Origin of the sequence: Rhodoferax koreense, assembly GCF_001955695.1 — a bacterium.
Taxonomy (GTDB): Bacteria; Pseudomonadota; Gammaproteobacteria; order Burkholderiales; family Burkholderiaceae_C; genus Rhodoferax_B; species Rhodoferax_B koreensis.
In genome coordinates this window covers 2,527,153-2,540,991 of record NZ_CP019236.1, presented here as the reverse complement: position 1 = coordinate 2,540,991, position 13,839 = coordinate 2,527,153, and the positions used below count along the sequence as shown (strand labels likewise).

Below are 13,839 nucleotides of genomic sequence, written 5' to 3'. Positions count from 1 at the left end.
CAGGCCAACCCCAGGAGACCAGATGAAAACTTTCCCGATCCACCGCGCCCCCCGGCGTGCCTTTGTCCGCGGCATCGGCCTGGCGGCGCTGTCGCTGGCGGCGATGCCGTCCTTCGCCGCCGACTATCCGACGCGCCCGGTGGAACTGGTGGTGGCGGCCTCCCCTGGTGGCGGCACGGACGTCCTGGCGCGTGCCTTCGCCGACGCCGCGCGCAAGTATTTCCCGCAGCCCATCATCGTCGTCAACCGGCCCGGCGCCTCGAGCGCCATCGGTTTCGCCGATGTGGCCAACGCCAAGCCCGACGGCTACAAGCTCGGCGTGATGAGCGTGAACCTGGTGATCCTGCCGGCGCTCGGGCTGATGAAGGTCAACGCCGAAGACTTCATCCCCGTGGCGCAGCTCAACATCGACCCTTCGGCCATCACCGTGCGCGCCGACTCGCCATGGAAAACGATCGAGGAATTCCTGGCCGACGCAAAGAAGCGGCCCGGCGGCATGCAGGTCGGCAACGGCGGCGTGGGCGACGTCTGGCATGTCGCCGCCGTGGCCCTGGAAGACCGCACGGGTGTGCAGCTCAACCACGTGCCTTTCCAGGGTGGTGCTCCCGCCGTGGCCAGCCTGCTCGGCGGCCATGTGGACGCGATCACCGTCAGCCCCGGAGAGGTGGCGCAGCACGTGCTGGCGGGCAAGCTGCGGGTGCTGGCCGTCATGTCGGAGCAGCGTCTGCCCGGGGCCTACACCAACACCCCAACGCTCAAGGAACGCAACATCGACCTGTCGATCGGCGCGTGGCGCGGACTGGCCCTGCCGAAGAACACGCCGCCCGAGATCGTGCAGACCCTGCGCACCGCCGCCAAGGCCGCCGCCGCCGATCCGACGTACCGCGAAATCCTCGCCAAGGCCAACCTGGGCGAGGCCTATCTCGATGCCGACGGCTTCAAAGGCGTGATCGAACACGACCGCACGTCGCTGAAGAAGGTGCTCGACAAACTGGCCATCCAGAAGTAATCCCATGAACGATCAACCCCCAAAACTCCGCTCCGCCGCCTGGTTCGGCACGGCCGACAAGAACGGCTTCATGTACCGCAGCTGGATGAAGAACCAGGGCCTGCCCGACCACCTGTTCGACGGCCGGCCGGTGATCGGCATCTGCAACACCTGGAGCGAGCTCACGCCGTGCAACGCCCACTTCCGCAAGATCGCCGAACACGTGAAGCGCGGCATCTTTGAAGCGGGCGGCTTTCCGGTCGAGTTCCCGGTGTTTTCCAACGGCGAATCCAACCTGCGGCCCACGGCCATGCTCACGCGCAACCTGGCCAGCATGGACGTGGAAGAAGCCATTCGCGGCAACCCGATCGACGGCGTGGTGCTGCTCACCGGCTGCGACAAGACCACGCCCGCGCTGCTGATGGGCGCGGCCAGCTGCAACGTGCCGGCCATCGTGGTCACGGGCGGGCCGATGCTCAACGGCAAGCTCGAGGGCAAGGACATTGGCTCGGGCACGGCGGTGTGGCGCCTGCACGAATCTTTGAAGGCCGGTGAGATCGACGAACACCAGTTCTTCGCGGCCGAAGCCGGCATGTCGCGTTCGGCCGGTACCTGCAACACCATGGGCACGGCCTCCACCATGGCCTGCATGGCCGAGGCGCTGGGGACCTCGCTGCCGCACAACGCCGCGATTCCCGCCGTGGACGCGCGGCGCTACGTGCTGGCCCACATGTCTGGCAAACGCGCGGTGGAGATGGTGCGCGAAGGGCTCACGTTGTCGAAGATCCTCACGCGCGAGGCTTTCGAAAACGCCATCCGCGTGAATGCCGCCATCGGCGGCTCGACCAATGCGGTGATCCACCTCAAGGCCATCGCCGGCCGCATCGGCGTGCCGCTGGAGTTGGAGGACTGGACCCGCATCGGGCGCGGCACACCGACCCTGGTCGACCTGCAGCCTTCGGGCCGGTTCCTCATGGAGGAGTTCTACTACGCCGGCGGCCTGCCCGCCGTGCTGCGCCGGCTTGGCGAAAACGGCCTGCTGCCACACCCGGGTGCGCTCACAGCCAACGGCCGCTCGCTGTGGGACAACGTGCGCGAAGCCCCGCAGTACAACGACGAGGTGATCCGCCCGCTCGACAAACCGCTCGTGGCCGACGGCGGCATGTGCATCCTGCGCGGCAACCTCGCGCCACGCGGCGCGGTGCTCAAGCCCTCGGCCGCCACGCCGGAACTGCTGCAGCACCGCGGCCGCGCCGTGGTGTTCGAAAACCTGGAGCATTACAAGGAACGCATCGTCGATGAAAACCTCGACATCGACGCCAGCTGCGTCATGGTGATGAAGAACTGCGGCCCCAAGGGCTACCCCGGCATGGCCGAGGTCGGCAACATGGGCCTGCCGCCCAAGCTGCTGCGCCAGGGGATCAAGGACATGGTGCGCATCTCGGACGCGCGCATGAGCGGCACGGCCTACGGCACGGTGGTGCTGCACGTGGCGCCCGAAGCGGCGGCCGGCGGCCCGCTGGCCGCCGTGCGCGACGGCGACTTCATCGAGCTCGACTGCGCGGGCGGCCGCCTGCACCTGGACATTTCCGATGCCGAACTCGCGGCGCGCCTGGCCGAACTGGCCGCACAGCCCAAAGGCATGCCCGGAGGCTACCAGCGCCTGTATGTGGACCACGTGCTGCAGGCCGATGAAGGCTGCGACTTCGACTTCCTGGTCGGCTGCCGCGGCGCGGGAGTGCCAAGGCACTCCCATTGATAGGCTCACCCCAGGTTGCGCACTTCGTGTCGCGCCGACCCCCTTGCAGGGGGCAACACCTGCAGCCCGGCCAAGCCGGTTCTGCGGTGTTCTGGAAGAGGCGTTTTTTGATTCTTTTTTTTATTCCTAGAGGTTGCCAATGTCTATTCCCAACAAGTCGAATCCGCGTTACCAGGGCTTGTTCCCGGTTGTACCTACCACCTTCACCGAAAGCGGCGAACTCGACCTCGCCAGCCAGAAGCGTTGCGTCGACTTCATGATCGACGCCGGCTCCAACGGCCTGTGCATCCTGGCCAATTTCTCCGAGCAGTTCCTGCTGGCCGACGACGAACGCGAAGTCCTGACAAAAACCATTCTGGAACACGTGGCCGGCCGTGTGCCGGTGATCGTCACCACCACGCATTTCAGCAGCAAGGTGTCCGCCGAGCGCAGCCGCCGCGCGCAGGACATGGGCGCGGCCATGCTGATGCTGATGCCGCCGTACCATGGCGCCACCTTTCGCGTCGGCGAGCCGCAGATCCAGGCCTTCTACCAGCGGGTGTCCGACGCGGTGGACATCCCGATCATGGTGCAGGACGCGCCGGCCGCCGGCACGCCGATGTCCGCCGCCTTCCTGGCCAAGATGGCCACCGAGATCGAACACCTGGCCTACTTCAAGATCGAAACCGCCGGCGCGGCCAACAAGATCCGCGAACTCATCCGCCTGGGCGGCGACGCGATCGAAGGCCCGTGGGATGGCGAGGAAGCCATCACCCTGTTCCCCGACCTCGAGGCCGGCGCGACGGGCTCCATGACCGGCGGCGGTTTTCCCGACGGCATCCGCCCCATCCTCGACGCCTACCGCGAAGGCCGGCGCGACGACGCGATCAAAGGCTACGAAAAATGGCTGCCGCTGATCAACATCGAGAACCGCCAATGCGGCCCGCTCGCGGCCAAGTCGCTGATGGCCGAGGGCGGCATCATCGCCTGCGAGGCGCCGCGCCACCCGTTCCCGCCGATGAACCCGGCCAGCCGCGCGCTGTTGATCGAGACGGCCGGGCGGCTCGACGCACTCGCGCTGCGCTGGGCGCGCTGAAGCCCACCGGCCGCTAGCGCGATTCGAGCCGCCGCCCGAGTTCCTCCAGGGCCTCGGCCGCCAGGCTGGCGATCTGCGCCGACCAGGCATCTCGCGGCGGACCGGCCGGGGCCAGCACGGCCAGCCGGCTCTTGTCGCGCGCCATCTGCAACGGGCGAAACACTACCGCGCCGCCGGCCACGCTGTCCAATGTGGAAAGCGACGAAGGCACGATGGCCACGCCCAGGCCCGAGGCTACCAGTGCCAGCACACTGACGAACTGGCCGGCCTCGCAGCGGATGTCGGGCGTGAAGCCTGCTTCCTGGCACAGGGCCACGGTGCGGTCGAAATAGTCGGCCATCCGGTGCCGCGCGAAACCGACGAACGGTGCTTGAGCGGCCAGGGCCAACGGCATGGGCGATCGGCTGGCGGCAAGCGGATGCCCCGCCGGCAGCGCGATGGCGTAGGGGTCGTCGATCACGGCCACCGTCTCCAGCGGCACGGCACCGGCGCCGGGTCGCGCAAAACCCAGGTCCAGCTCGTCGTCGCGCAGCGCCAGTTGCTGCTTCGAGGTGATCATTTCACGGGCTTCCACACGTGCGTCCAGCCCGGCCTCGTGCAGGCGGCGCAGGAAACCGGGCAACACCGAATGGATCGCCGACGGCACCAGCCCGATGCGCAGGCTGGCGCGCGCACCCGCCTGCCGTTCCCGCGCGCGCTGCCCGGCCTGCTGGCTGCGCGCGAGGATGGCCCGTGCGTCTTCCAGGAACGACACCCCCGCCTCGGTGAGACGCACGCCGCGCGGCATTCGCACGAACAGCGGCACGCCGACCTCATCCTCCAGTTGTTTCAGCTGCGCCGACAGCGGCGGCTGCGCCATGAACAGCTTTTCGGAGGCGCGGGTGATGCTGCCGAGCTCGGCGGTGGCGACGAAATAACGCAGGTGGCGCAGTTCCATGAAACTCCTGTCGATCCATATTCCATGAATATGTCATTCAGACCAAATCAGTCTTTTACAGTATGGCACGCCGCCGCGACACTGCGGCCATTCCACCACGCCGCCACATCGCGCACCACCCATGTTGTCCCTTCGCAAAATCCAGCCCGGCCACGGCCTCAACCTCACCGAAACCACGCCGCCACCCGCGCCCGGCCCCGACGAGGTGCTGCTGCGCGTGTTGGCCGCCGGCGTCTGCGGCACCGACCTGCACATCGACGAATGGACCACGAGCTACCACTTTCTGGCGTCGGCGCTGCCGGTCACGGTGGGCCATGAATTCAGCGGCGAACTGGCGCAGCTCGGCAGCGACGTGCAGGGCCTGCAGCCTGGCCAACTGGTGACCGTGCGCCCTTCCGTGACCTGCGGTGTCTGCGCGGCCTGCAGCGCCGGCCAGCCGGACGGCTGCGTGACGCGGCGCGGCATCGGCGTGACACGCGATGGCGGCTTTGCACCCTGGACGCTGGTGCCCGCGCGCAACTGCGTGCCGATCCCCATGGGCGTGGACCCGGAGGTGGCGGCCATGACCGAGCCATTGACGGTGAGCCATGAAGCCGTGCGCACCGGTGGCGTGTCGCCGGGCGACCGCGTGCTGGTGCTCGGCCCGGGCAACATCGGCCAGGGCATTGCGCTGTTTGCCCGCGCGGCCGGTGCCAGCCAGGTGGTGGTGGCCGGCCACGGCGACGCCGCGCGACTGGAGGTGCTGCGCCGCATGGGGTTCACCGACCTGATCGACTTCGCCGAGACCGGGATGGAGGCCGGCCTCGCGCCGTACCTGGCGAACGACGCCGGGGGGCCGTTCGACGTGGTGATCGAGGCCACGGGCGCGGCGGCGGTGATCGCCCCCGCGCTGGCGGCGTTGAAGCCCCACGGCGTGCTCGTGATCACCGGCATCCATGCGGCCCCGGTGCCGATCGACCTGACGGCGCTGGTGCGCAGACACCAGCAGTTGCGCGGCTCCTACCGCGCGCCGGAATCCGACTGGCCGGTGGTGGTAGCCTTCATGCAGGCCCACCACGCCCTCTTGCGCCACATGATCACGCACCGCCTGCCGCTGGCCGAGGCCTATGAAGGTTTCGCGCTGTCGCGCAACAAGAGCGCGACCAAGGTGATGGTGCTGCCGAATGGGGAAGCCGCCGCATGCGCCTGACGACACGCCGGCCAGCGGCCTTCCTGGCGCTGTGGAACGGCATCGCCTCGCCCGCGCTGCAGCCCGAATACGAGGCCTGGCACACCTTCGAACACGTGCCCGAACGGGTCGGCCTGCCCGGCTTCATCGAGGCGCGCCGCTACCGCGCCTGGTCCGTCGACGACGCCGGCGCGCCGCTGTATTTCACCTGCTACTGGCTCGACGACCTGGCCGCGCTCGACTCGCCCGCCTACCGCGAGGTGTTCGCCACGCCCACGCCATGGTCGGCCCGCATGCGCACCCAGCTGCGCGCCTTCTTTCGCCAACCCTGCCGCCTGGCCGGCAGCCACGGCACTTCCACGGCGAGCCAGCTGTGCACGCTGCGCCTGCACGGCGATCCGCAGGCCATCGCGTCGCTGTTGTCGGCCGAGCTCCAGCGGCTGGTCGACGCGGCCCAGGTGGTCAGCGCGCAATGGGGCATGGCGGCACCGCCCGGGTTCGAGATTCCGATCGCCAACAGCGGCCCCGCATCGGCCACCCCACCCGGCGCCGAGCCAGGCACCGAGGCCGTGGTGATGCTGCAGGGCTTCGACCGCGCACCGCTGGCCGCCAGCGCCGCCGCGCTGGTCCAGGCGCTGGCGGCCGTGACCACGCTGCCGGAGCCGCCCGGCTTCTTCGAGTTGCTGAGCCAGGTTCGCCAGGACGAACTGGCCCATCCCCTGACCACGCGGCAGCCAGCGCTGATGCCGCTTTTCCATTCGTTCCATTCCGGAGACAAACCATGACGCGATGCCATCCCCCACGCCGCAGCTTGCTGGCAACCGGCCTGACGATCAGCCTGACATTCGGCCTGGCCTTCGCCGCCGGCGGCGCTTCGGCCCAGGCCTGGCCGAGCAGGCCGCTGCGCCTCATCGTCGGCTACCCCGCCGGCTCCTCGCCCGACATGCAGGCCCGCCTGCTGGCCGAGCCGCTGGGCCGCGCGCTCGGCCAGCCGGTGGTGGTGGAGAACAAACCCGGCGCCAGCGGCAACATCGGCGCCGATGCGCTGGCCAAGGCCGACGACGGCCACACCATCGGCGTGATCGGCAACGGCCCGCTGACCAGTTCCAAATTCCTCTACGCCAAACTGCCCTACGACCCGCTGAAGGACTTCGCGCCCATCGCCACCATCGGCAGCGCGCCGCTGGTGTGGGTGGCCGTCAAGCCGGCCAAGCCGCAGACGCCGGCGGAGTTCGTGAAGGCCGCACAGGCCGAAGGCGGCAAGCTGGCCTATGGCTCGATCGGCGCCGGCTCGGGCAGCCAGCTCGCCATGGAACTCATCAAGGAAAGCCTGAAGATCGACCCGCTGCACGTGCCTTTCGCCGGCGGCCCGGCCATCCTCAACGCCATGCTCGGCGGCCAGGTGCAGATGACGCTGCTGCCCAATTCCACGGTGGCGCCGATGGTGCAGTCCGGCAAGCTGCAGGCGATCGCCGTCACCTCGTCCGCGCGCAGCCCGCTCGCCCCCGAACTGCCTTCGATGACCGAACTCGGCGCCAAGGGCGTCAACATCGAGGTGTGGAACGCGGTGATGGCGCCGGCGAAGATGCCGGCCGCCAACCAGGCGCGGCTGAACACCGAACTTGCCAAGATCCTGCACACGCCGGCGATCGAACAAAAGCTGTTCGCGCAGGGCTGGAAGGTGGAAGACACCAGCCCGGCGGCGCTGGCGCGGCGCATCCAGAGCGACACGGCGCTGTACGGCGATCTGATCGAGAAGAAGGGCATCAAGCTCGAATAGTGCCGCCGCTACGGTTTTGCTAGCTGCTCGCGCAGATTCTGTCTGCGCTGGCGGCATTTTTTATTGAAGACCCAAGGACCTGAGCCGGCGTCAGCATGGCCTGCAGCAGCCAGGTGCCGGCCTGGCCCAGCGGGCGCTGGCGCGACCAGACGGCGTCCACCGGCACGCGGCGCGGCCAGCCGCGGGCATCGAGTTCGTGCAGCTTGTCCAGCGCAAAGTGGTTCACCATCCAGCGCGGCACGGCGGCCCAGCCGAAGCCGAGCACGGCCATCTCCAGCAGCATCAGGTAACTCGGCGCGGACCAGACACGCCGGGCTGCGGCGGGTGCGCCCGGGCCGGGCGCCTCTTCGTACAGCGCGAGCCGCAGTTCGCGGTGGGCGGCCAGCGTCTCCGGGCCGATGTCGGTGAGTGCCGCCAGCGGATGGGTCTTGGCCACGAACAGCGTGATCTCCGACTGCTCGGCAATGGTCTCCGCGCCGATGTCGGGCGGATATGAAGGCTGGGCCGCGACGACGCCGATCTGCGCGCGGCCGCGCTGCACCAGCGACACCAGGTCGCCGTGTTCGGCGATCAGGGCCTCGAATTCGAGGTCGGGGAAACGCTGCTCGAAAGCCGCCAGGGTTTCCTCGAAAAGATCGGACTGGTAGGTGTCGGACCAGACCACGCTGAGCTTGGCCTCCAGCCCGCCGGCCAGGCGGCTGGCGGCGCGGTCGAGCCGGTCGCTCGCGGCCAGGATCTCCTGCACCTGGGCGAGCGCGACACGCCCCGCATCGGTGAGGGTGGGCTTGCGGCTGCTGCGGTCGAACAGCACCAGGCCGAGGTCGATCTCCAGGTTGGCGATGGCGCTGCTCACCGTCGACTGCCTCTTGCCGAGCCGGCGGGCGGCGGCGGAAAACGAGCCCAGCGTGGCGGCCTCGACGAAAGCGACCAGGGCTTCGGGGGAATGGCGCATGGCGGTTTTCTATCGTATTTATAGATGGTTACTGACTTTAAACCATCCAGAATAACGATGAAAATCAACACATGACCTCCGCAAAAAACACCGACGCCCTGCACAAATCCGTGAAGGAGCGCTTCCTCCAGGCCTTGCTGTTCGAAATGATCGCCGTGGTGCTCTGCGCCGCCGCGGGCGCCTGGCTGCTGGGTTATTCCCTGGTGCACATGGGCGCGCTCACGGTGATGATCTCCACCATCGCCATGTTGTGGAACATGGCATTCAACGCCTTGTTCGACCGCGCGCAGTTGAAGTTCGGCTTCGAGCGCGGCGTGGTGGCGCGGGTGGTGCAAGCCGGGCTGTTCGAGATCGGCCTGATCATCGCCATCGTACCGCTGGCCGCCTGGTGGCTGGGCATCAGCCTGTGGGATGCCTTCGTGCTGGACATCGGCATCGCGCTGTTCTTCCTGCCCTACACCTTCGCCTACAACTGGGTCTACGACACGCTGCGCGCGCGCCTGATGGCGCGGCGCTCCGCATCCTGCGCCGCGGCCTGAGCACGCCTATTTGAGCTGCACCGCACCCGAGACGGTGACCTGCACCGTGGCCTTGCCGGCCTCGGCGGGCACGGCGGCGTCGCTGGCCATCTTGGCTTCCATGGCCATCATGCGGGGCCGCGGCATGCCGCCCTGGTCGTTGGCGTTGACGGACACTTCGCGCAGCGTGTAGCCGGTGAAGCCGAAGCCCTTGGCGATCTCGTCGGCACGGGTCTTGAAGCTGGCGATGGCCATGGCCTGGGCCTCGGTCTCCACCTGGGCACGCTGCTCGCGGCTCAAGTCGAAGCCGACCTGGCCGAGCGTCAAGGTCTGGATCTTGCCGGCCGCGGTGGTGATGCGGGCGAAGTCCTTGCCCTCCAGAATCAGGCTGGTCGTGCCTTGCCAGCCGTTGATCTTGCCGTCCTTGCCGTAGCGCGGGTAGAGGCTAAAGTTGCCGGTGCGCACGTCCATCTGGCCGGGCTGGGCCGTCTTCTTGGCTTCCGTCAACGCCGCATCGAGCGCCTGCTTGAGCTGGCCCTGCACACCCGCCGCGTCGTTGCCGTCACGCGTGGTGTTCAGCGCGATGGTCAACAGGTCCTGCTGCACCTCGACGCTGCCGCTGGCGCTGAGCTGCACCACGTTCTGCGGCACCGGTAAGGTTTGGGAGAAAGAAGCCGTGGTTGCCGCGAGTACTGCGCCTGCAGCTATTAATTTAAGAGCGGTTTGGGAAGGAAATTTCAAAATCGAAACCTTTCGTAGGGATGAGGAAAACGCCGCCCTAGCCTACCCGCATTCGGGGGATGGACCGCGCCAAGCCCCTGCAACGTGGCGTGCCGCACCGCTGCCGACTTCGCCAAAGTGAAGCCGCACCTGGACGGTGCAAGAGCTGTAACAGTGTGTCAAGTCGGGGCGCGATCGGCGCGATTCGCTTGTTACATGTTGCAGAATCGGCCTTGTTACAAATTACCGGCACCCCAAAATGAACCAGACCGCAACCCGTCCCGACAAGATCCTGGTGGTGGACGACGACTCCCGCATCCGTGATCTGCTGCGCCGCTACCTGATGCAGGAGGGCTTCGAAGTCATGCTCGCGGAAGACGGCAAGGCCCTGTCGCGCATCATGCTGCGCGACACCGCCGACCTGATCGTGCTCGACCTGATGATGCCCGGTGAAGACGGCCTGTCGATCTGCCGCCGCCTGCGCGCCGCCAACGACCGCACCCCCATCATCATGCTCACCGCCAAGGGGGAGGACATCGACCGCATCGTCGGCCTGGAAGTCGGCGCCGACGACTACCTCGGCAAGCCCTTCAACCCGCGCGAACTGCTGGCCCGCATCCACGCCGTGCTGCGCCGCCGGCCGGTGAAGGAAGCGCCAGGCGCCCCGTCCATCGACAACGAGATCATCACCTTCGGCCCCTTCGCCTTCGACCTCGGCTCGCGCACGCTGAACCGCAACGGCGAGGAACTGCCGCTGACCACCGGCGAATTCGCCATGCTCAAGGCGCTGGTGCGCCACCCGCGCCAGCCGTTGTCGCGCGAGAAACTCGCCCTGCTCGCGCGTGGCCGCGAGTTCGAACCCTTCGACCGCAGCCTGGACGTGCAGGTCTCGCGCCTGCGCAAGCTGGTCGAGGTGGATGCCGCCGCGCCGCGTTATATCCAGACCGTCTGGGGTGTGGGCTACGTGTTCGTGCCCGATGGCGCGAACTGATTCCGCGGCCACGCTCGGTTCGGGCCCCTCCACCGCCGCAAAACGCCAGCAGGGCCGCATGAGCTCCCATCCCGACCTCTACGACGCCACGGCACCGGCGCCGCTGCAGCCGCACGTGCCGAAGTCGCACCTGTCGCGGCAACTGGTGGTGGTGAGCCTGTTCTGGCGCACCTTCTTCCTGCTGGCGCTGCTGCTGATGGGCAGCATGATGGCCTGGCTGCTGACGTTGCGCGCGCTCGAATTCACGCCGCGCGCGATCCAGACCACGCAGCAGATCGCCTCTCTGGTGAACCTGAGCCGCGCCGCGCTGGTGCATTCCGACGGCATCGGCCGCATCTCGTTGATCAAGACCATGGCCGACCAGGAGGGCGTGCGCATCCTGCCGCGCGAGCCCACCGACAAGTACCTGCCCTACGACGACGACGCGCTCAGCGAACGCATTTCCGACGAGTTGACCAGCCTGCTCGGCCCGGGCACGCTGGTGGCGCGCAGCGTCAACGGCAAGCCCGGCCTGTGGGTGGGCTTCGACATCAACGGCGACCCGAACTGGCTGCACATGGACCGGGAGCGTTTCAACCCGGCCGGCGGCAAGACCTGGCTGATCTGGCTGCTGACCACGGGCGCCCTGTCGATGGCGGGTGCGGCGCTGATCGCCCGGCTCATCAACCGGCCGCTGAAGCAGCTGTCCTTTGCTACCAGCCGCGTGCGCGAGGGCGATTTCGACGCCAGCCACCTGGACGAGCGCGGCGTGACCGGCGAGATCCGCGAGGTCAACATCGGCTTCAACCGCATGGCGCAGAAGCTCGCCAAGATCGAGCAGGACCGCGTCGTGATGCTGGCCGGCATCTCGCACGACCTGCGCACGCCGCTGGCCCGGCTGCGGCTGGAAACCGAGATGAGCGTGGCCGACAACGACGCGCGCGAACACATGGTGGCCGACATCGCCCAGCTCGACGGCATCATCGACAAGTTCCTCGACTACGCGCGGCCCGACCACGTGCAGTTGAAGCCCGTGTCGTTGAACCAGGTGATCGAGGCCAACCTGTATGCGCTGCGCGACCACGAGGACATCCAGATCCAGGTCAGCCTGGCCGACAACATGATGGTGATGGCCGACGAGGTCGAACTGGCACGCGTGATCGCCAACCTGCTGGAGAACGCGCGCCGCTACGGCAAGTCGGCCGACACCGGCGTGGCCATGGTCGACATCGCCGGCAAGGTACGCGACCAGTGGGTGCTGCTCAAGGTGCGCGACCACGGCCAGGGTGTGGACCCCGAGCAGCTGGCGAATCTGTCGAAGCCGTTCTTCCGCGGGGATGCGGCACGTACGGCGGCGTCCGGCGCGGGACTGGGGTTGTCGATCGTGGAGAAGACGATCCAGCGCATGGGGGGGGAGTTCGAGTTGGCGAACACCTCGAGCGGTGGCCTGGCTGCGCACATCAAGCTGCAGCGGGCGCCGTCGAAATAGGCTTTGCCGGTGTCAGCCGGCAGGCCCTTCGACAGGCTCAGGGCGAACGGATCTACAACACCGTTCCTCCTGAGCCTGTCGAACCACAACACCGTTCGTGCTGAGCCTGTCGAAGCATTTTGCCAACCCATCTGGCAAGTCCCGTTCATGCTGAGCCTGTCCGAGCACTTTGCCAATTCACCCCGCAAACACCGTTCGTGCTGAGCCTGTCGAAGCACCCACCATCTGCTCAATACAACAGCACCACCGCCCGCGCCTCCATCGCCCGCCCTTCGCCCACCGGCCCCATCTTCTCCGCCGTCTTGGCCTTGACGTTCACCTGCGACGGCAGCAGGCCCAGCGCCTGGGCGATGCCGGTGCGCATCGCCGGGATGTGCGGCATGAGTTTCGGGGCCTGGGCGATCACGGTGCTGTCGATGTTGCCGATCTGGTAGCCCTGCACCTGCACCAGCCGCGCGGCCTCGACCAAGAGCAGCATCGAATCGGCGCCCTTGAACCTGGCATCGGTGTCCGAGAAGTGGGTGCCGATGTCGCCGAGCGCCGCCGCGCCGAGCAGGGCGTCGGTGATGGCGTGCAGCAGCACGTCGGCGTCCGAATGGCCGAGCAGGCCCAGGTGGTACGGAATCTCGACGCCGCCGATGATGAGCTTGCGCCCGGCCACCAGGGCATGCGTGTCCCAGCCCTCTCCGATTCTGAATCTCATGGTGCGATGCTCCGGCGGGGTTTCTGGCGGCTTTCGAGCACGGCTTCGGCCAGCGCGAAATCCTCGGGATAGGTGACCTTGAAATTCTGCGCGCTGCCGCGCACCAGCCGCGGCGCCAGGCCCATGGCCTCGATGGCGCTGGCTTCGTCGGTGACCTCGTCCGCGGCGTTCTGCAGCGCCTGGCTCAGCAGGCCGATGCGGAACATCTGCGGCGTCTGCGCCAGCCACTTGCCCGCGCGCGGCAAGGTGGCGGCGACGCGGCCGGCGGCGGCGCCCTCGCCTTCGCTCTTCAAGGTGTCGGGCAGCGGCAGGGCCAGCAGGCCGCCGACGGCGTCGGCTTCGCAGGCGTCGATGAGCGCGTCGATCTGCGCGGGTGTGACCAGGCAACGCGCGGCGTCGTGCACCAGCACCCAGTCGTGGCCGCGCGCGCCGTGCTCGAACAGGTCGTGCAGGCCGTTGGCCACGCTCTCGGCCCGCGTGGCGCCGCCGCAGGCCGAAACCGCATAGGGCGAACTCTGGTGCTCGAAGAAATCGTCGCCGGGCGCCACCACCACCAGCAGGTCGGCGATGCGCTCCACGCTGGCAAAGGCTGCGAGCGTGTGCATCACCATCGGCTGGCCGGCGACCGGCTGGTATTGCTTGGGAACGGCGGCGGCGGCGCCTGCCGCGATGGCCCGGCTTCCGACGCCGGCACAGGGGATCAAGGCAAAGAAACGGGGTGGAGAAAGGGGAACGGGAGCACTTGGAGGACTGGACATCGTCCCCCATTCTAAAATCGAC

At 67.9% G+C, this 13,839-nt stretch carries 14 protein-coding genes; 9 read left to right on the top strand and 5 right to left on the bottom strand.

Features of this window, described 5'->3' with window-relative positions; translation table 11 throughout:
- The first annotated feature begins 22 nt into the window (after positions 1-22).
- The 3 genes from RD110_RS12015 to RD110_RS12005 all read left to right on the top strand — a co-directional run bounded on the left by RD110_RS12015 (position 23) and on the right by RD110_RS12005 (position 3,822).
- A complete protein-coding gene (locus RD110_RS12015; protein ID WP_076199714.1) occupies positions 23-1,009 on the top strand; it encodes a Bug family tripartite tricarboxylate transporter substrate binding protein in 987 nt (328 codons plus the stop codon).
- Positions 1,010-1,013: 4 nt separating this feature from the next.
- The gene (locus RD110_RS12010; protein WP_076199713.1) at positions 1,014-2,747 is read left to right on the top strand and encodes an IlvD/Edd family dehydratase; all 1,734 of its coding nucleotides are present in this window, start codon (positions 1,014-1,016) and stop codon (positions 2,745-2,747) included.
- A gap of 139 nt (positions 2,748-2,886) precedes the next feature.
- The gene (locus RD110_RS12005; protein ID WP_076199712.1) at positions 2,887-3,822 is read left to right on the top strand and encodes a dihydrodipicolinate synthase family protein; all 936 of its coding nucleotides are present in this window, start codon (positions 2,887-2,889) and stop codon (positions 3,820-3,822) included.
- 13 nt (positions 3,823-3,835) lie between these two features.
- Here the strand turns inward: RD110_RS12005 and RD110_RS12000 are convergent, their stop codons facing one another.
- Positions 3,836-4,759: a LysR substrate-binding domain-containing protein gene (locus RD110_RS12000; protein ID WP_076199711.1), complete on the bottom strand. Its 924-nt coding sequence runs from the start codon at positions 4,757-4,759 to the stop codon at positions 3,836-3,838.
- 121 nt (positions 4,760-4,880) lie between these two features.
- Here RD110_RS12000 and RD110_RS11995 point away from each other — a divergent pair, with 121 nt between their 5' ends.
- From RD110_RS11995 to RD110_RS11985, 3 genes are read left to right on the top strand one after another with little or no spacing between them, the layout of a single operon-like run.
- Positions 4,881-5,948, top strand: a complete 1,068-nt coding sequence (locus RD110_RS11995) for a zinc-dependent alcohol dehydrogenase (protein ID WP_076199710.1) — start codon at positions 4,881-4,883, stop codon at positions 5,946-5,948.
- Entirely contained in the window at positions 5,939-6,712 is a 774-nt protein-coding gene (locus tag RD110_RS11990; protein ID WP_076199709.1) for a DUF4286 family protein, read from the top strand. Before RD110_RS11995 ends, RD110_RS11990 begins: the two co-directional genes overlap by 10 nt.
- The gene (locus RD110_RS11985) at positions 6,709-7,707 is read left to right on the top strand and encodes a Bug family tripartite tricarboxylate transporter substrate binding protein (RefSeq protein WP_076199708.1); all 999 of its coding nucleotides are present in this window, start codon (positions 6,709-6,711) and stop codon (positions 7,705-7,707) included. Before RD110_RS11990 ends, RD110_RS11985 begins: the two co-directional genes overlap by 4 nt.
- A 19-nt stretch (positions 7,708-7,726) precedes the next feature.
- Here RD110_RS11985 and RD110_RS11980 read toward each other — a convergent pair whose 3' ends face one another.
- On the bottom strand, positions 7,727-8,659 hold the full coding sequence (locus RD110_RS11980) for a LysR family transcriptional regulator (RefSeq protein WP_083686233.1): 933 nt from the start codon (positions 8,657-8,659) through the stop codon (positions 7,727-7,729).
- Positions 8,660-8,730: 71 nt separating this feature from the next.
- On the opposite strand from RD110_RS11980, the gene RD110_RS11975 reads away from it, so the two are divergent.
- The gene (locus RD110_RS11975) at positions 8,731-9,198 is read left to right on the top strand and encodes a multidrug/biocide efflux PACE transporter (RefSeq protein ID WP_076199707.1); all 468 of its coding nucleotides are present in this window, start codon (positions 8,731-8,733) and stop codon (positions 9,196-9,198) included.
- 6 nt (positions 9,199-9,204) lie between these two features.
- On the opposite strand, the gene RD110_RS11970 is transcribed toward RD110_RS11975, so the two are convergent.
- A complete protein-coding gene (locus tag RD110_RS11970; RefSeq protein ID WP_076199706.1) occupies positions 9,205-9,918 on the bottom strand; it encodes an SIMPL domain-containing protein in 714 nt (237 codons plus the stop codon).
- Between the two features lie 238 nt (positions 9,919-10,156).
- Here RD110_RS11970 and ompR point away from each other — a divergent pair, with 238 nt between their 5' ends.
- Both ompR and RD110_RS11960 read left to right on the top strand, forming a co-directional pair.
- Entirely contained in the window at positions 10,157-10,888 is a 732-nt protein-coding gene (gene ompR, locus RD110_RS11965; protein WP_076199705.1) for an osmolarity response regulator transcription factor OmpR, read from the top strand.
- Positions 10,889-10,946: 58 nt separating this feature from the next.
- Complete coding sequence (locus RD110_RS11960) at positions 10,947-12,356, top strand: ATP-binding protein (protein ID WP_083686663.1); 1,410 nt, start codon at positions 10,947-10,949, stop codon at positions 12,354-12,356.
- A gap of 229 nt (positions 12,357-12,585) precedes the next feature.
- On the opposite strand, the gene ispF is transcribed toward RD110_RS11960, so the two are convergent.
- Together ispF and ispD are read right to left on the bottom strand one after the other, a co-directional pair.
- Positions 12,586-13,059 (bottom strand): 2-C-methyl-D-erythritol 2,4-cyclodiphosphate synthase, encoded by a 474-nt coding sequence (gene ispF, locus RD110_RS11955; RefSeq protein WP_076199704.1) that lies wholly within the window; start codon positions 13,057-13,059, stop codon positions 12,586-12,588.
- Entirely contained in the window at positions 13,056-13,817 is a 762-nt protein-coding gene (gene ispD / locus RD110_RS11950; RefSeq protein WP_076199703.1) for a 2-C-methyl-D-erythritol 4-phosphate cytidylyltransferase, read from the bottom strand. Before ispD ends, ispF begins: the two co-directional genes overlap by 4 nt.
- Between the last annotated feature and the right edge of the window lie 22 nt (positions 13,818-13,839).

Excerpts from the sequence above, each read along its gene's own strand:
- RD110_RS12015 (WP_076199714.1), top strand. The coding sequence starts at position 23 with ATGAAAACTTTCCCGATCCACCGCGCCCCCCGGCGTGCCTTTGTCCGC.
- RD110_RS12010 (WP_076199713.1), top strand. The coding sequence starts at position 1,014 with ATGAACGATCAACCCCCAAAACTCCGCTCCGCCGCCTGGTTCGGCACG.
- RD110_RS12005 (WP_076199712.1), top strand. The coding sequence starts at position 2,887 with ATGTCTATTCCCAACAAGTCGAATCCGCGTTACCAGGGCTTGTTCCCG.
- RD110_RS12000 (WP_076199711.1), bottom strand. The coding sequence starts at position 4,759 with ATGGAACTGCGCCACCTGCGTTATTTCGTCGCCACCGCCGAGCTCGGC.
- RD110_RS11995 (WP_076199710.1), top strand. The coding sequence starts at position 4,881 with ATGTTGTCCCTTCGCAAAATCCAGCCCGGCCACGGCCTCAACCTCACC.
- RD110_RS11990 (WP_076199709.1), top strand. The coding sequence starts at position 5,939 with ATGCGCCTGACGACACGCCGGCCAGCGGCCTTCCTGGCGCTGTGGAAC.
- RD110_RS11985 (WP_076199708.1), top strand. The coding sequence starts at position 6,709 with ATGACGCGATGCCATCCCCCACGCCGCAGCTTGCTGGCAACCGGCCTG.
- RD110_RS11980 (WP_083686233.1), bottom strand. The coding sequence starts at position 8,659 with ATGCGCCATTCCCCCGAAGCCCTGGTCGCTTTCGTCGAGGCCGCCACG.
- RD110_RS11975 (WP_076199707.1), top strand. The coding sequence starts at position 8,731 with ATGACCTCCGCAAAAAACACCGACGCCCTGCACAAATCCGTGAAGGAG.
- ompR (WP_076199705.1), top strand. The coding sequence starts at position 10,157 with ATGAACCAGACCGCAACCCGTCCCGACAAGATCCTGGTGGTGGACGAC.
- RD110_RS11960 (WP_083686663.1), top strand. The coding sequence starts at position 10,947 with ATGAGCTCCCATCCCGACCTCTACGACGCCACGGCACCGGCGCCGCTG.
- ispF (WP_076199704.1), bottom strand. The coding sequence starts at position 13,059 with ATGAGATTCAGAATCGGAGAGGGCTGGGACACGCATGCCCTGGTGGCC.
- ispD (WP_076199703.1), bottom strand. The coding sequence starts at position 13,817 with ATGTCCAGTCCTCCAAGTGCTCCCGTTCCCCTTTCTCCACCCCGTTTC.